This window comes from Curtobacterium sp. LFS079 (genome assembly GCF_047977865.1).
GTDB lineage: Bacteria > Actinomycetota > Actinomycetes > Actinomycetales > Micrococcaceae > Arthrobacter.
Genome location: NZ_JBFPFO010000015.1, coordinates 16582 through 36984, shown reverse-complemented (window position 1 = coordinate 36984; position 20403 = coordinate 16582). Strand labels below are relative to the sequence as shown.

17 protein-coding genes are annotated in these 20403 nt (G+C 67.1%); 2 read left to right on the top strand and 15 right to left on the bottom strand.

Features of this window, described 5'->3' with window-relative positions; genetic code table 11:
- From ACNQPB_RS18200 to ACNQPB_RS18180, 5 genes are all read right to left on the bottom strand, one after another.
- Nucleotides 1-810 carry a COG1470 family protein gene (locus tag ACNQPB_RS18200; RefSeq protein ID WP_498753826.1) on the bottom strand — a complete coding sequence of 270 codons (810 nt, stop codon included), beginning with the start codon at nucleotides 808-810 and terminating at the stop codon, nucleotides 1-3.
- A 95-nt stretch (nucleotides 811-905) separates the two neighbouring features.
- A complete protein-coding gene (locus ACNQPB_RS18195) occupies nucleotides 906-1355 on the bottom strand; it encodes a hypothetical protein (RefSeq protein WP_498753825.1) in 450 nt (149 codons plus the stop codon).
- Between the two features lie 633 nt (nucleotides 1356-1988).
- On the bottom strand, nucleotides 1989-2216 hold the full coding sequence (locus ACNQPB_RS18190) for a hypothetical protein (protein ID WP_498753824.1): 228 nt from the start codon (nucleotides 2214-2216) through the stop codon (nucleotides 1989-1991).
- A 53-nt stretch (nucleotides 2217-2269) separates the two neighbouring features.
- Nucleotides 2270-2962 (bottom strand): deoxyribose-phosphate aldolase, encoded by a 693-nt coding sequence (gene deoC, locus ACNQPB_RS18185; protein WP_498753823.1) that lies wholly within the window; start codon nucleotides 2960-2962, stop codon nucleotides 2270-2272.
- Nucleotides 2963-3062: 100 nt separating this feature from the next.
- A complete protein-coding gene (locus tag ACNQPB_RS18180) occupies nucleotides 3063-3965 on the bottom strand; it encodes an FAD-dependent oxidoreductase (protein ID WP_498753822.1) in 903 nt (300 codons plus the stop codon).
- Between the two features lie 298 nt (nucleotides 3966-4263).
- Between ACNQPB_RS18180 and ACNQPB_RS18175 the strand changes: the two genes are divergently transcribed.
- Nucleotides 4264-5733 carry an HNH endonuclease signature motif containing protein gene (locus ACNQPB_RS18175; RefSeq protein WP_498753821.1) on the top strand — a complete coding sequence of 490 codons (1470 nt, stop codon included), beginning with the start codon at nucleotides 4264-4266 and terminating at the stop codon, nucleotides 5731-5733.
- Nucleotides 5734-5942: 209 nt separating this feature from the next.
- Here ACNQPB_RS18175 and ACNQPB_RS18170 read toward each other — a convergent pair whose 3' ends face one another.
- From ACNQPB_RS18170 to nirB, 10 genes are all read right to left on the bottom strand, one after another.
- Nucleotides 5943-7286, bottom strand: coding sequence for a patatin-like phospholipase family protein (locus ACNQPB_RS18170; RefSeq protein ID WP_498753820.1), 1344 nt, complete (start codon nucleotides 7284-7286; stop codon nucleotides 5943-5945).
- Nucleotides 7283-7729 carry a hypothetical protein gene (locus tag ACNQPB_RS18165; protein WP_498753819.1) on the bottom strand — a complete coding sequence of 149 codons (447 nt, stop codon included), beginning with the start codon at nucleotides 7727-7729 and terminating at the stop codon, nucleotides 7283-7285. Before ACNQPB_RS18165 ends, ACNQPB_RS18170 begins: the two co-directional genes overlap by 4 nt.
- The gene (locus ACNQPB_RS18160) at nucleotides 7726-8208 is read right to left on the bottom strand and encodes a hypothetical protein (RefSeq protein WP_498753818.1); all 483 of its coding nucleotides are present in this window, start codon (nucleotides 8206-8208) and stop codon (nucleotides 7726-7728) included. Before ACNQPB_RS18160 ends, ACNQPB_RS18165 begins: the two co-directional genes overlap by 4 nt.
- Nucleotides 8205-9158 (bottom strand): acetoacetate decarboxylase family protein, encoded by a 954-nt coding sequence (locus ACNQPB_RS18155; RefSeq protein WP_498753817.1) that lies wholly within the window; start codon nucleotides 9156-9158, stop codon nucleotides 8205-8207. The genes ACNQPB_RS18160 and ACNQPB_RS18155 overlap by 4 nt, the downstream gene beginning before the upstream one ends.
- A gap of 45 nt (nucleotides 9159-9203) precedes the next feature.
- Nucleotides 9204-10253 carry an alpha/beta hydrolase gene (locus ACNQPB_RS18150; RefSeq protein ID WP_498753816.1) on the bottom strand — a complete coding sequence of 350 codons (1050 nt, stop codon included), beginning with the start codon at nucleotides 10251-10253 and terminating at the stop codon, nucleotides 9204-9206.
- Nucleotides 10250-12229, bottom strand: coding sequence for a hypothetical protein (locus tag ACNQPB_RS18145; RefSeq protein WP_498753815.1), 1980 nt, complete (start codon nucleotides 12227-12229; stop codon nucleotides 10250-10252). The genes ACNQPB_RS18150 and ACNQPB_RS18145 overlap by 4 nt, the downstream gene beginning before the upstream one ends.
- On the bottom strand, nucleotides 12226-14853 hold the full coding sequence (locus ACNQPB_RS18140) for a GMC oxidoreductase (protein WP_498753814.1): 2628 nt from the start codon (nucleotides 14851-14853) through the stop codon (nucleotides 12226-12228). Before ACNQPB_RS18140 ends, ACNQPB_RS18145 begins: the two co-directional genes overlap by 4 nt.
- 92 nt (nucleotides 14854-14945) lie before the next feature.
- Entirely contained in the window at nucleotides 14946-16037 is a 1092-nt protein-coding gene (locus ACNQPB_RS18135; protein ID WP_498753870.1) for a uroporphyrinogen-III synthase, read from the bottom strand.
- Nucleotides 16038-16122: 85 nt separating this feature from the next.
- Nucleotides 16123-17157, bottom strand: coding sequence for a uroporphyrinogen-III C-methyltransferase (gene cobA, locus ACNQPB_RS18130; RefSeq protein WP_498753813.1), 1035 nt, complete (start codon nucleotides 17155-17157; stop codon nucleotides 16123-16125).
- Nucleotides 17158-17159: 2 nt separating this feature from the next.
- A complete protein-coding gene (gene nirB, locus ACNQPB_RS18125; RefSeq protein WP_498753812.1) occupies nucleotides 17160-19793 on the bottom strand; it encodes a nitrite reductase large subunit NirB in 2634 nt (877 codons plus the stop codon).
- Between the two features lie 247 nt (nucleotides 19794-20040).
- Here nirB and nirD point away from each other — a divergent pair, with 247 nt between their 5' ends.
- Nucleotides 20041-20403: a nitrite reductase small subunit NirD gene (nirD, locus tag ACNQPB_RS18120; RefSeq protein WP_498753811.1), complete on the top strand. Its 363-nt coding sequence runs from the start codon at nucleotides 20041-20043 to the stop codon at nucleotides 20401-20403.

The following is a 20403-nucleotide window of genomic DNA, read 5'->3' as shown; positions in this document are numbered from 1 at the left end:
TCAGTTACCCTGTCCGGTTCCGGAGTATGCAAGCTGGATGGTTGCGCCTTTGCAACCGTCCTGGTTGGTGGAGGTATTCAGCATCCTGATCCGCGGCCATTTAGCCTGGAGGATGCCGTTTCCCGAGAGCGATGAGGTGCCCGGAACCGCGGTGAACGGATAGCTGCCGCTGAACTGGGTCAGCTCATAGTCCGCCGTGGTGCACGGCAGGTTCTTGGCGATGGCCTGGGGTGTGCGGGTTATGCCGGCGATGGACACTGTCAGGTTGGTGACAGCCAGGCTCCCGTTGTTCGGGTTGTTCAGTTGAAGGTCAATGGACGTGGAAGAGCCCGGGGACAGGGGCGTGGCGGGGCTTCCGGAGACCGTGAAGGCGCGCTTGCCTGCTGCGACCGTCAGTTGAACGGTGACGACGGCGGACTGGATGGTTCCGCCGGTTCCCTTGAGGCTGAGGTTGAAGGTTCCCTCGGGTGTGGCGGCCGTGGTGGTCACCGTCAGGTTCGACCCGGAGGAGCCCGAGGCAAGGGTGACGGTGGCAGGGGAGAATGCCGCAGACGTGTTGCCTGGCAGGCCGGCGACAGAGAGCGAGACACTTCCCGTGTATCCGTCCGGCGACTTGACCGTGACGTTGTAGCCGGCCGATTCGCCTGGCTGGACGGTCCGCGTGTTCGGACTCAAAGCGAGGGTGATCGTCTTGGTCCCGCCGTTGCCGCTTCCTGCGAAGAGCGAGCTTGCAGACACCAGCATGAGGAGCACGACTGTAAGCAGTGCGCCGATGGTCGAACGAGCACCGTGCCGCGCTGAGCGGAACACTCCTGGATAGTTTTGCACCCTCGTGCCTTTCTAGTCGGCGGTAACGGGTCGCTGTCATCGAAGTTGGTGGGCCGAAGCCCACCAACCCGATTCGACTAGATGCTGGAAACGTGGATCGTCACGGTGGCGCTCTTGCAAGCGTCCTGGTTGGCGGCGTCGTTCGCGAACGTCAAGGTGCCGGTTCCCACGGTGGTGCCGGTGGAATTGTGCAGCACGGTCGCGTTGCCCGTGTTGGCGTCTGCGCTGAACCATGCGGGCAAGCAGTTGACGTCGCTGGTGGTGATGGAATCCACGGTCAACGCCCCCACCTTGGTGTCCGTCGTGGAGCTTGCGTTGTCGGCGGTGTAAGTCACTGCCACTGAGCCGCCGGGGGCCACGCCCGGTGCGAAGTTTGCGTGAAGGGTCACGGTGCCGCCACCGGCCGAGTTCACTGCCTGTCCGGAACCACTGCCCGTGGTTGTCCAGTAGGCATAGGCCGCTCCACCGCCGGCGGTTACGAGGGCAACTGCGGCCGCCGTGGCGAAGATCTTCCCTTTTGCTGTCATTTTGCGCATTTTGAGACTCCCTGAATTGTGTTGTTTTCCTAAACCGGCACAAGGGGTCCGCAGAATGGCAAAACTGTTTCCGTAATGCGTTTCTGTATTGACTGCCCAGCCAGTCGATGAACATAGGTTGGCATGCCATGAATTTGCCATCAATGGTTGGCTGTACTCGACTTTTTATGGGGCAAATAGTGATTACCTGACCCGTGTACTCAGTTAGGCGGACCTAATGCCGAAACGATCAGGCGGGCCCGCCGGCGGCGCGGGCGGGCGCAGGTGCCCGGAATCCAGGCAGGCAAAGGCCGGGCGGCGCGGGCGCAGCGCGGCACGCGGTGAATCCGGAAGCAAGTAGCTGCCGGAATCTTGTCGGGAACGAACCCGCCGGCGGGACAAAAAACTTGTCCGGACGAGGAAGGAAGATGTGGGAAAGCGTGGAAAGTGATGACGTGCGAAAGGCGATGCGCGATTTCAGGGAAATTGTGCTTTTCCCCGAATTCTCGGGGCTTATTTCGGAAAATTCCAAGAAGACGCCATCAACCGGAATGTCCGGTTAAACAGCAAGGCCCGGGCAACCTGCCCGGGCCTTGCTACGTTTGTGTCTTACTGCTCGCCTATGTCTTAGTGCTCGCCTATGTCTTAGTGCTCGCCGGCCGAGTCGGAGCGGCCCAGGATGGTCTGCGGAATCCAGAAGGCCAGGGCGAACAGACCCAGGCAGACGGCCATCGGCCAAGCGTTGTCCAGCGTCAGGAAGGACAGCGAGTAGATGGCGCCGAGGAACAGGGCGATGCTGACCAGGAACAGGACAAGGCTCTGTGCCAGGTTGTTCTCTTTTTCGATGGGCTTGCTGCCAGCGTGCTGGGACATTCTTTCCTCCTCGGCCCCTCGGGGCTCAAATTCCATGGCGGCTGCCGGGCCGGTCAGTAGGCGGATGAACCCTGTTCACCCTTGACGATGGCAATTCCGGAGCTCGCGCCAATACGTGTTGCACCAGCAGCAATCATAGCCCGTGCGTCGGCGAGGGAACGCACTCCGCCCGAGGCCTTGACGCCGATGTCCGGGCCGACGGTCTTGCGCATCAGGGCCACGTCTTCCACGGTGGCGCCTCCGCCATTGAATCCGGTGGAGGTCTTCACGAAGTCGGCCCCGGCTTCCATTGCGGCCTCGCAGGCCAGCACCTTCTGCGCATCGCTCAGCAGCGCCGTTTCGATAATGACCTTCAGGATCGCCTCACCGGCGTGCACGGCCTCCGCGACGGCGGTGATGTCATCCACCAGCGCGCCCTTGTCATTTGCCCGGGCGGCCGCGATGTCGATCACCATGTCGATTTCTTCGGCACCGTCCAGCACCGCGCCGCGTGCCTCGAAGGCCTTGACGTCGCTGGGCGTGGCGCCGAGCGGGAAGCCCACTACGGCGCAGGTGAGTACGCCGGAGCCCCTGAGGGCCTTGGAAACCGTTTTGACCCAGATCGGGTTCACGCAGACGGACTTGAAACCGTATTCGACGGCTTCGGCACAGACTTGGTGGACTTCGGCCTCGCTCGCCTCGGGTTTGAGGAGGGTGTGGTCGATATAGGAGGCGATGCTTGCTGCGGTAGCGGCGTCGTGGCTCATGGCAATCCTTCCGTGGCGGGCCGGGTGGCGGCTAGATGGCTCGTCAAAGGACCATCTTGCCACAGGCGCCGCGTCGCGGACCGGCCCGCCGGCGGCAGTGTCAGGCTGCCGCGATGACCCGCATTTCGGACGGTACCAGGCGGTCGGTTTCGCTAGGCCGGGAAGCCTCGGCGAGATGCCCCGCGCAGCGGGCAGCAGCTTCCTTTGCGGAGAGGACCAGGCCAAGCCGCAGGCCGTCGCGTGCCGCGGAGTCGCCGATCGCCCGGATGCCCGGCACGGAGGTTTCGAATCCGCTGCCCACCAGGATGCCGCCGTCGGGAGCCGTCTTCAGTCCGGCACTTTCGGCGAGGCTGTTGCGCGGTGCCCGTTCCTCGGCGAGGACCACGAGGTCGCCGTTCATGATGCTGCCGTCGTCGAAGACGATTCCGGCGGCGGGTCGGCCGGAGACAGGCGAGGACACGACGGCGGCCGGACGCAGCGTGGTGCGGACCGGACGGACGCCGCTTGCCCTCAAGACCGCCTCGGCCTGGCCTGCCGATGGGCCGGTGCCTACCAGAATGCCCAGCGGCCTGCGGCCGAGCGTTGCGGCGATTTCCTCGACGTTGGCACCGAGGCGTTCGGCGTCGTCGATCGTGGAATACGCCAGTGCATGTTCGGCGCCATGTACCGGGGGCTGGAGCGGGGCCGAACCGGTGGCGATCACAAGCTGGTCGTAGGAGAACTCGAGGCCTTCCGTGGTGGTGACCTTCCGGTTCGCCGCGTCGATGAAACTGGCAGCCTGGCCGAATCGCAACGAAACCATCGGATGGGCGGCCGCTTCCATCAGCGCCTCGGGGCACTCGTCGCGGTTGCTCAGCACTGTGATCCGGCCGGCGAACGGCGGAGCGGGGTACCCCAGGCTGTTGGGTTGTACCGGGCTTTCCAATCCGGTCAGGTGTCGGAGGAGCGACTGGGCGGCCGGCCCGGCTCCTGCGATGACGAGGTGGGTTGAGGTTTCCGGCATGGCGGGTCCCTTTCGCTTCATGGGCGGTCTTTTGCGAGCGGAGTTCAGTTGGTGTTTCGCGGTTGCATTCAGCCTAGAAGAGCGCCTTTTCGGGGGTGTTTCCCGGGCGTTGCAGTTTTTCGGGTTCCCGTTCCCTGACCGTTACTGGCTGGTAATGAGGTAGGTCACAGGTGTGGGCTCTTTCAACTCACGTCTTGCAAACCGCGAGTCGGGACGGAGCCCGAGGTACGACGTCCGGCCGAATCCCGCTAGCCGCACTTGCGCCAAAAATGTCAGACGCCCTTGCTTGAATTAAGGCATGGAGAACACCACAGCCACGGGGATGGTTTTGACCTGGACAGCACCGGAGGGGAAGGACCCCTTGGGTGTGTTGGCTGACGTGGTGTCTTCGATTGAGTCCGTTGAGCGCGTGTTGGCCCGTGTGCAGGCAGTCCGGGAGGGTTTGCTGGTCATGGCGTCCAAGGTGGCGGAGTTGATGATGCCCGACGGCGGTGCGCCGGCCGGGTTTGCAGGCGCGGGCTGGGATTCCCGGGCCGCTGAGCTGGCCGAGCGGGCGGTGGCGGCGGAGATCGCCGCGGCCGCGCGGATGAGTGACCGGACGGTGCAGCGGCAGATGGGGCAGGCGGTCGAGTTGGTCAGCAGGTTCCCGTTGACTTTCGGGGCTCTTTCGGAAGGGCGGATCAGCCTGGCCCATGCCCGGGTGATCCAGGATGCCGGGACCAGACTGGCCGACGCGGACGCCCGGGCCGGGTACGAGGAAGCCGTCGTGGGGTACGCGGAGCGGCAGGCACCGGGGCGCGTGCGGCGCCTGGCGGTGCTCGAGGCCGAGAAAGCCCAGTGTGAGCCCCTGACCACCCGGCACGAACGGGCACGGGAAGAACGCCGGGTCTGGGTAAACCCCTTGCCGGACGGAATGGCCGAACTCGGTGCGGTGCTGCCCGCGGTGGTGGCGTACGGGATCCACGACCGGCTCACGCAGATGGCACATGCTTATTCCGACGCCCACGCACAGCCAGGCGCGGCCACCCGTGCCGGCGCGGCCGCAGGCAGCCAGCCGGACGGCGGAGCCGACTGCCCGCTTGACCAGGGCCATACGCCTGCTCAGCACCGTTCGGTCGACCAACTCCGGGCCGACCTGCTGGCGGACCTGATGCTGCGCGGCACCCCGACAGGTCACGACACCCCCGACGGCGTCCTGGCCGCGATCATGGCCAGAGTCGATGTCACCGTGCCGGCGAAGCTGCTGGAAGCACCAAGGCTGTCGGATTGCGAAGACCCGGCGGACACTTCCGCCCGGGTCCCGGCCTCCCGTGTCCCGGCCGAGCTGGAGGGACGCCACCCGATCGACACGGACACCGCGCGGTTGTTGGCCGGCGCGGCAGCCGGGTGGAACAGGGTCCTCACCGACCCGGACACCGGGAACGTCCTGGCCGTGGACCGGTACCGGCCCAGCGAAAACCTGCGGCGGCTGCTGCGGGCACGCGATTCACGATGCCGCTTCCCCGGATGCGGCATCAAAGCCCGCGAACTGGACCTCGACCACACCCTCGACGCGGCCCTCGGCGGCCCGACGGAACCCGGCAACCTCGCCGGACTCTGCCGGCGCCACCACATGCTCAAACACCATTCACAATGGACGCTCCGGCAGGCCGCGGGAGGAGTCCTCGAGTGGACCAGCCCCACCGGCCGAAAGTACACAGACCAACCCCCAACACCGGCCACCTTCACGGCACGCCAGGGCGCCGAACCGGACCCGCCGCCCTTCTGACCCCAAGCCGTCCAATGCCAGCGATTTCCCAGGGCCCTCCAGTCGAACGACGGGGGGCGGTTCAAACAAGGACCGGCTCAACATGGGGTGCGTCGTGCACGACTCTGCCTCAGCAAAGCCCACGACTGCGCCTCAGAAAGGCGCACGACTGCGCCTCAGAAAGGCGCACGACCGTGCCGCTGCGGCGCGCCGGCCACTACGCACCGCAGTCAGTACTTCTCCAGCAGCTCCCGCAGCCCGTTGCCAATGAAACCCGCTGCCGCGGAGGCACGGTCCAGGAAACCGTGCGAACCTACCGGCTCCACCGACGCGATCAGTGCGGCTGCATCGCCGAGTGCCATCCGTAGCTCCACAGGGGGAAAGCCCTCCAGCTCCAGGATGGCGCTGCGGGAGTCGGTCCAGGCGTCCGGTCCGGGGTCGTCGTGGAAGGTGCGGGTGACCGTCAGCTTGTGCCAGCCGCCGTCGAGCAGTACTTCTGCGCGGTACCGTAACATGTCGCCGGAGGCCTCCACCCGCCCGCCGGCCAGGAAGCGCCGGGCACCGAATCGCTCCGAATCGAGGAACCCCGAAAGCCTCGCACCCGTCCCGGAGGAAGGCATTTCGACTACGGCGGTGAACTCCAGGTCCTGCCCGTCCAGGCTGCCGCGGAGATGGTCCGTGTAGCGGACACCGGGGTCCGGCTCGCTCATGGCGGTGCATCGTTCGTCCTTCGGCAAACCCTCTGACGGACGGGCGGCCAAGTAGGCCCGGGCGTCCCTGTACCCCATGGCCACGAGCGCGTCGGCGCTGATCCGGCCGAGGTAGAACTCGGGGTCGAGGGGCAGCGGATGTTCCGGCCGGATGACGTGGAGCACGAATTCGCGTCCCGTGGCCCGGGCGGCGTCGAAATCGGCCAGCAGCGCCCCCATGGCGCTCATCTCGATCATGTGCACGTACTGCTCCAGCGGCCCGTCGCCCCAATAGGGCGAGTTCCCGATGCACCAGATGAGCCACACTTCCTCGGCCCCGCGCCGCAGGGCCTCCTGCACGTTGGCGTCGCGGACCCACACGGCGTCGGTCCAGATCTTCCCGTCACGTCGCAGCGGCGTCAGGAAGATCGGCAGGGACATGCCCGCGGCCATCAGTTCGGCGTCGATTTCGGTGGCGTCGATCGCGTGGCAGCGTTTGCCGGTGAACTCCACCACGTTGAAGGAACCCCCGACGGCGCCCGGTTCCGTTGCGCTGCTGCGGATGGTTCCGGCGTCGATCCCCAGGGCGGGGAAGACCTTGTTGAGCAGGCCGTCCGCGTCGCCGAGCGCAGGAAGGGACCACGGGCCTTTGAGGTAGTCGCCGAACGGCAGGGCCGAGCCGAAGTCCTTGACGTCCACCGTGGACCAGCGGGCGCACATCTCCTCCGGCCCGATCCCGGACAGCAGCATGCCCGCCGTCAGGATCCCGCCGGACGTGCCGTCCACATGGCTGAATTCCAGTCCTTCCTCGGCCAGCGCCCGCACCACACCGGCCTGCCATGCCACGCGCATCCCGCCGCCCGCCAGCACCAATGAACGATTCATTTCAGCCTTCCTCCGAATGCATCCTGTGCCAGTAGACCCCGGCGCCAATAGACAAAGCAGAGCACCGCCGTCGCGAGGTCGAAGATGGCGACTGCCAGTGCGGCTGCCGCGAACACGCCGTTCAGGACACCGAACCCGACGGCGGCAAACGCCCCGGACTTCTGTACCCCGGCCCAGAAGATGACCTCTGGGGCGGCGTCGTGCCTGAGCAGCGTATGCAGGAGCAGACCGCCCACTACGATCATGAACATGCCCAGCGTGCCGAACAACTGCAGCGCGAGCGGCGTCGCCTCGGCGCCCAGCAGGTGCAGGACAAATCCGCCGAAGGCGATTTCCGCGACGCCGGTCAGCGCCGTGATGGCCGCGAGGATGGTGAGCACGGCGCGCAGGGGGTCGGCCGCCGCCCAGGCAGCCGGGCCGCTTGTCGCGGGGTTTGTGTTCACAGGTAGGACTCCAGCAGCCGTCCGCGGTCGACGAGCAGCCAGACCATGGCAAGCCACACGATGGTGGAGACGTAGAAGCGGATGTCGTTGAGGAACATCCAGCGCCGCAGCAGGGTGCGCAGTTCGGCGTCGTCCTTGAAGTCCCCGCCCCGGATGCGCACGTTGATGGGGATGATGATGCCTTGTCCCACGACGGTCAGGGTGATGATGCCCAGCAGGCAGATTGCGGCCGGAACCACGCGGATGCTGCCCCATTCGCTCCAGACGAGGATGGCGCCGGAGATGAACATCGGCGGCACCACCACAGTGAAGAACTTGGTGGCCTGCCGAGTGGGGATGCCGAAGTGCATGTCCACGTTGCCGCGTTCCAGCGATTCCCAGGTGGGGTAGAGGAACCACTTCAGCACCCACATGGTGCCCACATACATGGTGGCCCCGAACAGGAAGTACAGGACATTCAGGAGCAGCAGCCAGTTCACGAGGACGCCTTGATGTTCCCGGGGATCCTGCTGCGGTCCGGTGGTTCCAGCCATTCCTGGCCCTGGCCCAGCCCCACCACACTGTCCATCATCTCGCCGCCGCGCTGCGCCGCGGCCTCGGCCGCACTCGGGGCGGTGAGGAACCACGCCTCGTAGTGGTCATCCAGCACGCCGTGGGCTTCGGGCAGCCAGGCGGTGAAGACCGGCTTCTCGGCGACCTGCAGGGTCTTGAGGAGCGCGACGCCGGGCGCGTCACCCAGGATGAGCCGGGCCTTGGCCGCCTTGCCGAGGGCAAGGTCGCCTGTGGCTTCGAAGTAGATGTCCGATTTCCAGAGCATGCCCCGGAAGGCGCAGTAGTTCGAGGCGGCGAGTTTCAGCGGTAACCCTGCCGGCTCGGGGCGTTCGATTTCCACGAAGCAGCCCAGCATCCCGTCCTTGTCGTACTGGGCCGACACCGTGGAATCTGTCACCACGAAATCCAGGTTGGCCTGGTGCTTGGGCATGCCCCAGATGCCCTTGCCGCCCTTGACCGAGATTTCCGTGCTGACCGGCAAGTCCACCACGAACTGGCCCAGGCCGAACGTCTTCTGGAAGAGCAGGGGCAGCAGCGGGGGGACCGGCCGCCTGCCGTGGGTGATGGCGATGGCCAGTGAATACTCGATGTATTTGCCGATGTCCGTGGATTTGTAGTTGACCACGGTGACCACCAACAGGCCCTTGCCGCCCAGGCTGAAGGGGCGCATCTCCTCGCCCGGCAGGAGGACCGCCGCGGCTCGCTTGTTGATGGGGAACGCCGCCATGAGCACCGGGGAATCGTCCGAGTTGACCGGCATGGAGTAGGGGATGCCGTCCGCCCGGGCAAACCGGCCGCGCAACTCGTTCTGGCGCCGCGGGAGGGGGGATGGCATGAGCCGGAGGAGCCCGGCCAGCAGCCCGTTGAGCTTGTTCATGAGTCGAGCTCCTTGCCTGAGTTTTGATTACTTGCCTGAGCTTGATTAATTGCCTGAGTTCAATTCCTTGACGATGATCGGGAACGTGTCCCGCCAGGCGTGGGCGCCGAAGAAGACGTCCAGGTGGCCGTAGCCGGGGAGGAGATGGAGAGCGTCCTTTCCGGGGCGGTGCTGCTGGAAGAAACGGAAGCTGCGTTCCTGGCTCTCGGGCAGGAAACAACGGTTGTCCTGGCCCGCGAGGAACACGAAGCGGGCATCGGTCCTGGGGGCCTGGGCCTCGTAGTTTTCCGGCAGTTCGGGGTGCGATCCGGCGGCCACCATGTGCCCGGCGCGGATGCTGTGCCCCATCTCTTCGAAGAAGCTGACCGGGACCTCGGCGAACTCTCCCTTGATCCATTCGTGGGTGGCGTCGTCGAGGTTCTCATGCGACCACAGCGCCGGCCTGCCGCTGCCGTAGGTGAAGCTGACCAGCTTGCAGACCGTGTTGTCGCATTCATGGTGGGTGGCCTTGACCAGGGAGCGCACGAAACGGGTGAAATAGCCGTTCGAGCGGTTGCCCCAGGCCGGGGAAAGGTAGGGGGTGAAGGCCTTCACGATCGGCGTGAAATGGTCGATCTTGAAGCGGGAGAACGCAGGCACCACCGGATGCAGGGACACAGCGTTGGAGATCACCGTGTCCACCCGGGGCAGCAGACCGGCCGCTGCGGACATGCTGAACGAGGTGGAGCCCTGGCAATGCACCACGGCCTTGAGGGTGTCCGCCCCGGTGGCCTGCAGCACGTGCTCGACGGCGGCAGGATGGTCATGCACGGCGGCGTCGCCGAGCGTCCAGGACAGCGGGTCCAGGTCGATCGAAGCGCGCCAGTTCAGCATCCAGACGTCCCAGCCGTCCTCCAGCAGCACGTCCACCAGTGTGGTGGGGATGGGCGGGCGGAACAGTTCGGCGCGGACGCCGGAGCCGTGCACCAGCAGCACCGGTCCCTTGGCCGGCTCCACGGGAGAGGTCACGTGCACCAAGTTCAAGGGAACGCCGTCGCCGGCTTTGAATGGAATGACCTCGCTGCGATGTTCTGCCCGGGTGATGGTCATGGTCATGGTTGGATTCCTTCCCGCTGGGCGGCGGTTGGCTGGGTGGCGGTCGCTTGGGCAGTGGCGGTGGGCTGGATGGTGATGGGCTGTTCAAGAAGCCGGACGGCCGGCAAGCCTCTGGACGGAACGGGCCGGACGCCGTCGTGCGTGTCTTCAAGCTCCCAGTCCCGGCACACAGTCTCGACCAGGAGGGGGTGGACGGTGAGGCCGCCGTCCGGATCGAGGCGCATCCGCAGGAAGCCCTTGTGGTCCTCCACGGCCTGGCCGGACATCTTCCACGAGGCCACCTCCCCGCCGGGGGTGCGCAGGATGTACAGCGCGAAGGCTTCGCTGCCGAGGACCCAGCCGGACACGTATACGACGGCGAGGACCAGTAACGCGACAAGTCCGGGGGGAAGCGGGATCAGGGCAGCCAGGACGGCGAGGCTGATGCCCGCACCCAGGGCGGTCAGCTGGTAGAGGACACCGCGGAGCAGGGTCAGCAGTCCGCCCCGGCTTCGGAGCAGGCGGGTTCGGCCGAAGAGCTTCCAGAAAACCACCAAGAGTCCCAGGGTGAGCAGCGGGCACAGCAGGCCGAAGAACAGCGCCCGGGGCAGGCCCACAGTGTCCATGGCCGCCATCAGGGAGCGTCCGCGGCCGCTGCTGTAGACCACCCATCCGGCGAGGAAGACGACGGCGTGGACCAGGCCCAGCAAGGGGCCGAAGCCCGGGTTCCGGGCGGCCAGCCAGTACTGCGAGAAGGGGTTGGCGAGACGGAGTGCGAGCCGACGGCTGGTGTCGCTGGCGGGATGGCTGCCCGGGGCGCGGACGAAGCGGCGCCCGTTTCCGGGATCCGCATGCCTCCGGGCCGCAGATGGCGACGCGGCGGACAGCCCGCGCTCGCGGACCGGCTGCGCAAGCCGGAGCTCGTCGGGCAGCCAGTGGGTGTCAGAAAGGTACGCCCCGCCCAAGCCGCAGGTGATCAGTTGGACCGGCGTGCCGCCGTCGGGATCCGATTCCGCATAGCGCGAATAGTGGTGCAGGTCTCCGCTCAGCCAGAGCCGCACCGTGGCGCCGGTGTCCTCAAAGAGCCCGGTCTGCGGGTTGAAGCGGCGCCGCAGGTAGTCCTGTTCGAAGAAGTCCGCCTGCTGGAAGGCCCGGTCCCCGGCAGTTTCCGAGTAGACCCACGACGGGGAAGCCAGGCACAGGATGATCGAGTCGCCCGGAACGAGCAGGGTGCTGACGTTGCGGTAGAAGTACTCCAGCTGCGGCTCGTCGATGTACTGGCCCAGCTGGCTGTCCAGGCCCAGGAGCCACCAGCCCGGCGTGTCCGCACCGCCCGAGAGCCGCACCGCGAAATAGCTGCGGTTCTGCACTGTGCGCCAGGAGCCGATGCTGCGCTGCCGGGTGAAAACCCGGATGAAGGAGGTGAGGCCGTCGTACCAGTCGTGGTTCCCGGGCAGGGCCAGCAGGACGTTCGCCGGCGGGCACGACGTGGGTGGCGGACCGCCTGCAGCGGGCGCCGGGAAGGCCGTGCGGTACGGGCCCACCATGCGGTCCTCGTAGCGGCCCGGGGACGCCACGGGGTAGACCTCGTCCCCGCCAAGCACCAGGACGTTTCCGCGTTTCAGTTCCGTCCCGTCCACCGTCAGTTGTTCCTGTGCAAGCAGCAGGGCCACGGTGTAGGTGGCGTCGAAGCCGTCGCCCAGGTCAGCGGTGAAGTCCAGCCACAGGCCATCCCTCCCGTGCACGGCTGGCTCCGGCAGCCCGCGCTCGACGGGCGGCTGGGCTGCCTGGCCCGGGAGCGGAAGGCGGGCCAGCTCGAGGGGTGTGCCGGGAAGTCCTGCCTCCAGCTCGCGCTTGTCGCCGAAGTCCGCGAAGACCGTGGCCGTCATGACCTTCAGGGCGGTGCGGCCCAGGGCGATCGGAGCAAGCCAGCGCACCGCGTCCCGCGGTGTGAAGCCCAGGTCCTTGCTGTGCAGTGCGAGCTCTTTGCGCTTCATCGCCGTGCGCGATTGCCGTAGACCCGCCAGAGCTCGCCGAGGAAGAAGTTCCCGAAGGCGGCCAGGGCCGGCAGCGGTTCAGGGCCGGCAGCCCGGAACGTGGTGAGTTGCTTGGCGAAGTCGAGCGGGCGGATGCGCAGGATCCCCGCCCCGGCGACCGCGACGGCGGGCGGGGACGCCCATTCGTCCGACGGCGGCTGGCCGGGATCCGGGGGCGGCACGTGCCCGCGCACGATCGTGGCGTACAAGGTGGTGGTGTCCGCCCAGGAATCAAGTCCGGCGTCGTTGTGGATGAGCTTGAAACCCGTGAAGGTGAGCGGGGTTCCGCCGGGATCGCGCAGCCACAGGCGGTAATGCATGCGCCGGGCCGGCCGTCCGTCCGGGGAAGCGTCCGCCACGAACTGCTTGAACCAGCCCTTCTCCACCGGCATCCGCCCGCCGAAGCGGTCCGCCAGCACGTAGCCTTCAGCGTTGGCCTGGTGCAGGGGGTCGGCCACGAAGGCGTCGATGTCCGGGGCCGTGATGGTCAGTTCGAACATGATCCGGCTGTCCCGGTCCCGGCCCAGGCTCAGGCCCTTGGCGGGATCGCTCTGCCCCGGGCTGAACCAGCCGTGCATCTGCTCTGTGAAGCTGACCGAAGTGAAGCTGACCGAAGTGAAGCTGACAGAAGTGGCGGGGGCTGACGTGGCGGTGGAGTTTGCCGTCGACGGCGCGCCGAGACCGCGCTTTGCCGGATCGGGTTTTGCCGGATCGGGTCTCACAGGGGCCGGCCGTTCGGGCTTGGCGGCTTTACCCTTCGTGGCGTCCGGCGCCAGGACGCGCGGTGACTCTTCGGGGGAGTCGGCGACGGACTCCGGTTCCAGGGTGATTCCGCGGGAAGCAGAGGGGGCACCTTCCAGCAGGCGCCGGCAGGCGCGTTCGGCGAACGCCGCGATGGTCAGGGAAGGGTTGGCCCCCACGGGTCCCGGCATGGCCGAGCCGTCCACCACGAACATCCCCGGATAGCCGAACACCTCACCATAGGAATCGCACACGCCGTCCGACGGATTGCGGCCAGCCGGGGAGCCGCCGATGGGGTGTACCGTGATGACCCGTTTGGCCCACCAGAGCGGATTATCCACGAAGTCCCCGCCCAGTTCGCCGGCGATGTCCGCCATGGTCTTGCGCACCCTGCCGAAGTAACCCGTGGACGTCGCGAGCGTCCAGTCCACGGCGAGCCTGCCGTCCTGCAGGCTCAGCACGCCGTCCGGGATGTCGCGGCCCATCCCCAGCAGGGGCAACGAACTGGCGGAGAGGCTGCCGTCGCCCAGCGCAGCGGCGAGGTCGGCGGAGACGTTGGAGCGGCGGGCTTCGAAGAGCCGGTCCTTGAGCAGTTGGCCGGCCACCCGGGCCGTGCGGCGCACCACCTGGCCGAGCTGCCCGGTTTCGATCAGCCAGTTCATGAAGGCGGGGTAGCCGGCGTCCTCCACGTAGTAGCCGCGCCCGGTGCCGCCGTCCATGGTGTCCGGTACACGGATGGCCGTGGTGATGACGGGCCCGCGGCTTCCCGAGAGGGTGCGGGTTGCGGGCACCTTGCCGCCGTCGTGCATCTTGGCGCCCATGACGAAGGTCAGCAGGTCGCCGTTGCCGCTGAAGCGGGTGCCCAGGGTTTCGCTGAGCCCGGGCAGGGAGGCCCTGTTGCGCAGGAGCAGGAAGTTGCTGCCGAAGGTGCCCGCCCCGATGACCAGGTTCCGGCAGCGGATGATCCGCTCGAACAGCGGAGCCTCGGGGTTCTCGGGATCGTGGACCACGTAGCGGACCTCGTAGCCTGGACTGCCGTTCCCCGGGCCGCCGTCTCCCGAACCACCGTCTCCCAAAACCCCGAGCGGCCTGATGCCGCGCACATCGTGGAACGTCCGGAGGTCCGCCCCCGCCTTCTTCGCCGCGGAGAGGTAATTGTGGTCCAAGGTGTTCTTGGCCCCGGAGTTGCAGCCAATATCGCACTCGCCGCAGAGGGTGCAGGTGGTCCGCACGGCGCGCTCGCCGTGGACGCTGCCATACGGTGCGGCGGACAACGGCTGGTTGGTGCCGGGCTCAGCGCCGGGTGCGGTGGCGAAAGTGACGGCGATCGGCGGCCGGCTGATGGACAGGCCCAGGGCGGCGGCACTGGCTTCCATGGCGAGGGTCTTGGCTGTGTCTTGGTACGGGTACGGGACGGGCTGCAGCATGGCCTCGGCGTCCTCGTAGAACGGCTCCAGGTCCTCGTAACTGAAGGGCCAGTTCTCGTAGCCGCCGCCGGGAACCGGGGATTCCTTGACGAACCACTTGGGGTCCTTGCGCAGCAGCACGTTGGCGTAGATCAGCGAACCGCCGCCCAGGCCGCTGGACACCAGGCCCTCCATGCCGCGGAAGGTCCAGGCGTCGAACAGGCCGTACAGCCCGCGGTCCGGGTCCCAGAAATTCCGGCCCATCTCGGCTGGGCTCCGTGCGAAGCTGCCGGGCGGGTAGGCCTTCCCACGTTCCATGAGCACCACGGATTTCCCGGCCTCGGCCAGGCGCAGGGCAGCCACCGAACCACCGAATCCGGAGCCGACCACCACGGCGTCCACGGTCTCATCCTGTTGATACTTCCCCGGCAAAGTCATGGCCGTTCCTTAGCAGCAGCTGCGGAATATAGCGACATGTTCCCACCGGCCGCGCAATCTGTCCATGCCTTGGAGTAATTGCGCCAACTGCGTCAGACGCGCAGGCGATAGCCCCGTTTCACTACGGTTTCCACGAGGCTTCCGTCGGGCAGCGCGGAGCGCAAGCGGCTCACGGTCATGTCCAGGGCGTGCACCGAGCCGCGTAGTTCCAGCAGCTCCGACAGTGACTCCCGGGAGAGCACCGCACCGCCGGCCCCGAGCAGCGCCCGCAGGAGCAGCAGGGGAGCCGGGGCAAGGTCCACCACTTCGCCGTCGATCTTCAGGCAGCGGCCGCGCAGCTCCACCTGCCCGGCCTTGGTGGCCATGCGTCGCACATGGTTCAGTGCCAGGTGCTCGGTGACCAGCCGGATCATCGCGCCCATGCGGTAGCGGTCCGGAATCAGCGGGGACAGCCCGGCGTCGAGCAGCGGCTGGGCGGTGACTGGGCCGACGGCGGCCACGGTCACCTGGGTCCTGAGCGCTTCGATCAGCTCGCGGTACATGCCCATCTCGTGGGCGGTGCTCCAGAGTGCATCCACGGCGGGCGCGCTCGTGAAGGTGAGCACGTCCAGCTTGCCGCCGCAGGCCGCCTCGATCAGGCGCGGAAGCTTGTCGCTGCCGTCGGGCTTCACCCAGCGGTAAGGGGTGACGGTCAGAACCGTCGCACCGGACATGCGCAGCCGTTCCAGCTGGCGGAAGTCCGTGTAACCGTGCAGCTGCACGGCCACCGTCTTGCCGCGCACACCCTCCTGGAGGAGCATGTCCACCAGGGTGGCGGTGGTTTCGTCACTGCTGATCCCGACGTCGGCCAGGCCGGCCGCGCGGACGGCACCGCGGGCCTTGGGGCCGCGGACGAACATGCGGGTGGCCGAAAGCACCTCAAGCAATTGCTCGCCGATGCCGAAGGAATCCGCAGCCTCGCACCAGCGGCGCATGCCGTAGGCGGTGGTGGCGATGCAGATGTCCGGGCGCGCCTCGATAATGGTCTTGGTGTCCTCGATGAGGACGGTGTCTTCCTGCACCGGGGCGATCTTCAGCGCGGGGGCATGTAGCACCTCGGCTCCGCGGCGTTCAAGGGCCTCGATCAGGTCGCGGGAGCGGCGGTGCGATGTCACACCGATCAGGAAGCCGTCCAGCGGGGTCATAGCATCGCTTGTGTCAGTCTCGACGGCCGCCAGCGGGGTGCTTTCCTCGGCGTTGATGATGGACGTGGTGCTCATATGGGTCCCTTCAGGCTTCAAGGAGCGAAGCTGCGAGGCGGTTCAGGTCAGCGGAGGCAGCAGCATGGTTACGGCTGGCCATTGCCACCCCGACCACCTCGCCAATGACCAGGACGGCCGGGTTGCTGCAGCCTGCGGCCGCGGTTTCGATCGTACCGAGTTCGGCGACTGTGGTCCGCTGGCCAGGACGGTAGCCGCGTTCGACGACGGCGATCGGCATGTCCGCGCGCATGCCGGCGCGGCGCAGGCCGGCGGCGAGCTGCGGAAGTGTTCCAATGCCCATCAGCACCACGATGGTGCCGCCCAGGCCGGCCAAGTGAGTATGCTCTTTCTCGGTCAGCGGCGCGTGGCCGGACACCACGGTGAACATGTGGCTGACTTCGCGGTGCGTGACCGGAATGCCCGCGGCCGCCGGAACGGAAATGGCGCTGGTGACGCCCGAAATGACGTTCACAGGAACACCGGCGGCCACGCAGGCAGCAACTTCCTCGCCGCCGCGGCCGAACACGAACGGGTCACCGCCCTTGAGCCGCACCACGTTCTCGCCGGCCAGCGCCGCCTCGACCATGAGCTTTTCGATGTCGCCCTGGGTCACCTTGTGGTGGCCCGGCTGCTTGCCGACGTCCACCAGGCGGCCGCTGGTGAGGCGCTCCAGTTCCTGGCATGGGGCCAGGCGGTCGTAGAAAACGACGTCGGCGTCCCGCAAAGCGCTGACGGCACCGACCGTGAGCAAGTCCAAGGTGCCGGGTCCGCCGCCGACCAGGGTCACGTGGCCTGCCGGGCCTGCTGCGGGTTCCGCCGCCACGAGGACGCCGGCCGCGCGCGAACGCTCCAGCAGCGGCTCCCAGCCGGGCTGGCCGTCGTCGACGGCGGCAATCAGGAAGGGCCGCTCCGGGAGCGGGCCGTCGCCGGGTGCCCCTTCGGGAACGCTGAGCCGGAAGACATTCGCGCCTGCCGCTTGGTAGCGGCGGACCGCTTGGCGGGCGGCGGTTTCGGAGCCGGTAACGAGGACGTCGCGGCTGGTCAGGTCGATGCTGAGCTGCATGGTCAGTTCTCGCTTCCGTTGGTGGAGCTGCCGCGGACGGGGATGGTGGCGCCGATGAGGACACTGCCCTTTTCTTCGTTGGTGGCGGGGCGGATCTGGCCGCGCTGGTCGGGGACGAAGGTGATGGAGTCGTCCTTCTGGTCGGGGGCGTTGACGAAGGAGCGGAAGCGGCGCAGGCGCTCCGGGTCCTTCAAGGTGTCTGCCCATTCGTCGACGTAGGTGTCCACGTGCTTGGCCATGGCGGCTTCGAGTTCTTCGGCGATGCCAAGGGAGTCGTGGACCACCACGTCTTCGACGTGCTTGATGCCGCCGTCGAGTTCTTCCTGCCAGCGTGCGGTGCGCTGCAGGCGGTCGGCGGTGCGGATGTAGTACATGAAGTAGCGGTCGATGTATTTGATGAGGGTTTCGTCGTCCAGGTCCTTGGCCAGCAGCTGTGCGTGGGCGGGGGCGGCTCCGCCGTTGCCGCCCACGTACAGGTTCCAGCCGTCGGCGGTGGCGATGACGCCTACGTCCTTGCCGCGGGCTTCGGCGCATTCGCGGGCGCAGCCGGAGACGCCCATTTTGAGTTTGTGGGGGCTGCGCAGGCCGCGGTAGCGCAGTTCCAGGTTGATGGCCATGGCTACCGAGTCCTGGACGCCGTAGCGGCACCAGGTGGACCCGACGCAGGATTTCACGGTGCGCAGGCTCTTGCCGTAGGCCTGGCCGGATTCGAAGCCGGCGTCCACCAGTTCCTTCCAGATCTCCGGGAGCTGTTCGAGCCGGGCGCCGAACATATCGATGCGCTGCCCGCCGGTGATCTTCGTGTACAGCCCGTACTTTTCCGCGACGGCCGCGATGACGCCGAGGCCCTTGGGGGTGATTTCGCCGCCGGCGATCCGGGGGACAACGGAGTAGGTGCCGTCCTTCTGCATATTGGCCAGGGCGCGGTCGTTGGTGTCCTGCAGGGTGCCGCGGCCGGCGTCGAGCACGTAGGCGCTGTTCTGGCTGGCCAGGATGTTGGCGATGGTGGGTTTGCAGATGTCGCAGCCTGCCCCGGTGCCGTAGCGGGCCATGATGTCTTCGAAGGAGTTCAGTTCCAGGATGCGGATGGTTTCGAAGAGTTCCTGGCGGGAGAGGCTGATGTGTTCGCACAGGGCCTTGGAGACTTCGACGCCGGACTTGGTCAGTTCGGTTTCGAGGAGCTTCTTGAGCATCGGCACGCAGGAGCCGCACTGGGTGCCGGCGCGGGTGCAGGTCTTCAGTTCGCCGAGTTCCTGGACGGGGGCCCGTCCGTCGCAGGCGCCGCAGCCGTTGATGTTCTCGCGGATGGTGCCGGCGGCGACGTTGTTGCAGGAGCACAGGATCGCGTCGTCGGGCAGTTCGGTTTCCGGGGCGTCCCCGCCGCCGGCTGCGGAGAGGAAGGCGCCGGGTTCGGCGGGGAGTTCGCGGCCCAGCAGGGGGCGCAGGCTCATGTAGGGGGTGGCGTCGCCGACGAAGATGCCGCCGAGCAGGGTTTTGGCGTCATCGGTGGTGACGATTTTCTGGTAGACGCCGCGGGCGGGGTCGGCGTAGACGATTTCCAGGGCGTGTTCGGTGGTGGCGAAGGCGTCGCCGAAGCTGGCCACGTCCACGCCGGAGAGCTTGAGCTTGGTCGCGGTGTCGAAGCCGGGGAAGGTCGCCTGCCCGCCGTGCAGGCGGTCCGCGACGATCTCGGCCATCGTGTTCGCCGGAGCCACCAGGCCCATGGTCATGCCCTCGAAGTTCGCCACCTCGCCGATCGCCCAGACGTTCTCGACGCCGGTGCGGCAGTGGTCGTTGATGACCACGCCGCCCTTGGGGCCGAGCTCGAAAAGGGAAGCTCCGCCGTCGGACCCGCGGAACAGTTCGTCGCGCGCACGGACGCCGATGGAGGCGATCACCATGTCCGCGGGGATGACGGTGCCGTTCTTCAACAGCACACCGGTGACCTGGCCGTCGTCGTCGGAAAGGACCTCGGCCGGGTAGCTGCCGGTGTGCACTTCCAGGCCCTTCGCCGAGACGAGGCGGCCGAGTGCCTGGCCTGCGCCCTCGTCCAGCTGGGCGTTCATGAGCCAGCGGGAGCCGTTGACGATTGCGGCCTCGGCGCCGAGTTCCATGGTGCCGGCCGCGGCTTCCAGGCCGAGCAGGCCGCCGCCGATGGTCACGGTGCGGACCGGGCGGCCCAGCTTCCCGCCGAGCTCGGCAACCGCCTTATTGATGGTCCAGACGTCGTCCAGCGTGCGGTAGACATGGGCGAGCTCGCCGCCGGGGAAGGGGAGCTTCGCGGCATCGGAGCCGGTGGCGACCACCAGGTGGTCGTAGGGGTAGCTGGCGCCGGTGGAGGTCTGCACGGCCTGCGCAGCGGTGTCGATGCCGGTGACGCGTTCGCCCGTGCGCAGGGTGATCGATTCGTGGTCCCACATGGCGGTGTCGCCCATGGTGAGGTCGTAGTCCATGTCGCTCAGGGCCTTGCTCAGTGCCACACGGTCATAGGGGAGATGGACCTCTTCAGCCAGGACCGTCAGATGCCAGCCCTCGAGACCACGGGTGTACATCGCATCCGTGAAGCGGTGGGCGGCAGGGCCGCCGCCGACGACGACGATGCGCGGGGTCTCAGGGGCATTGGTGGGTCCGGTCATTGCTGGCCTTTCGCAGATTTTGCGGAAGAGGGTGCTCCGCAGCTGGTCATATCAGCGTAGGGAGGGCCAGTTTCGCCTCAGTTTCCCGATTGTTTCGTGGGTTTAACTTCTGGGTCACGCTTACATTTCGGGCCCTGTGAGCACTCTTTTACGTACCGGACACACGGCAGGCCTTCCAGCGAAACGTGCCCGGCCTACCGTTCTTGGTATCCCCATTTGCAGTCCCGGCAAGGCGAGAGGAAAAGACATGACGGTAGTACTGGAACGCGAAACACGTACCGCCCCGGCGGCAGGCTGGCACCGCGTCTGCGCATTGGATGAACTCGAGCCTGCCTGGGGCGAGGCGGCCTTCATCGATGGCCTGCAGCTGGCCCTGTTCCGCCTGGCGTCCGGCGAGGTCTACGCCGTGGCCCAGCAGGACCCCGCCACGCTGGCCAACGTCATGGCGCGCGGCATCATCGGCTCGCGCGGCAGCAGCCCCACCATCGCCTCGCCGCTGCACAAAGAGGTCTACGACCTGCGCACGGGCGAATGCTTCTCCGACCCCGGGCTGCGTTTGGCAAGCTATGCCACGCGGATCGTGGACGGCTTCATCGAAGTGGAGCTGTAG

Coding starts and splice junctions, on each gene's coding strand:
- nirD (WP_498753811.1), top strand. CDS start 20,041: ATGACGGTAGTACTGGAACGCGAAACACGTACCGCCCCGGCGGCAGGC.
- nirB (WP_498753812.1), bottom strand. CDS start 19,793: ATGACCGGACCCACCAATGCCCCTGAGACCCCGCGCATCGTCGTCGTC.
- ACNQPB_RS18135 (WP_498753870.1), bottom strand. CDS start 16,037: ATGACCCCGCTGGACGGCTTCCTGATCGGTGTGACATCGCACCGCCGC.
- ACNQPB_RS18180 (WP_498753822.1), bottom strand. CDS start 3,965: ATGCCGGAAACCTCAACCCACCTCGTCATCGCAGGAGCCGGGCCGGCC.
- ACNQPB_RS18170 (WP_498753820.1), bottom strand. CDS start 7,286: ATGAATCGTTCATTGGTGCTGGCGGGCGGCGGGATGCGCGTGGCATGG.
- ACNQPB_RS18195 (WP_498753825.1), bottom strand. CDS start 1,355: ATGACAGCAAAAGGGAAGATCTTCGCCACGGCGGCCGCAGTTGCCCTC.
- ACNQPB_RS18155 (WP_498753817.1), bottom strand. CDS start 9,158: ATGAACAAGCTCAACGGGCTGCTGGCCGGGCTCCTCCGGCTCATGCCA.
- cobA (WP_498753813.1), bottom strand. CDS start 17,157: ATGCAGCTCAGCATCGACCTGACCAGCCGCGACGTCCTCGTTACCGGC.
- ACNQPB_RS18145 (WP_498753815.1), bottom strand. CDS start 12,229: ATGAAGCGCAAAGAGCTCGCACTGCACAGCAAGGACCTGGGCTTCACA.
- deoC (WP_498753823.1), bottom strand. CDS start 2,962: ATGAGCCACGACGCCGCTACCGCAGCAAGCATCGCCTCCTATATCGAC.
- ACNQPB_RS18190 (WP_498753824.1), bottom strand. CDS start 2,216: ATGTCCCAGCACGCTGGCAGCAAGCCCATCGAAAAAGAGAACAACCTG.
- ACNQPB_RS18150 (WP_498753816.1), bottom strand. CDS start 10,253: ATGACCATGACCATCACCCGGGCAGAACATCGCAGCGAGGTCATTCCA.
- ACNQPB_RS18175 (WP_498753821.1), top strand. CDS start 4,264: ATGGAGAACACCACAGCCACGGGGATGGTTTTGACCTGGACAGCACCG.
- ACNQPB_RS18140 (WP_498753814.1), bottom strand. CDS start 14,853: ATGACTTTGCCGGGGAAGTATCAACAGGATGAGACCGTGGACGCCGTG.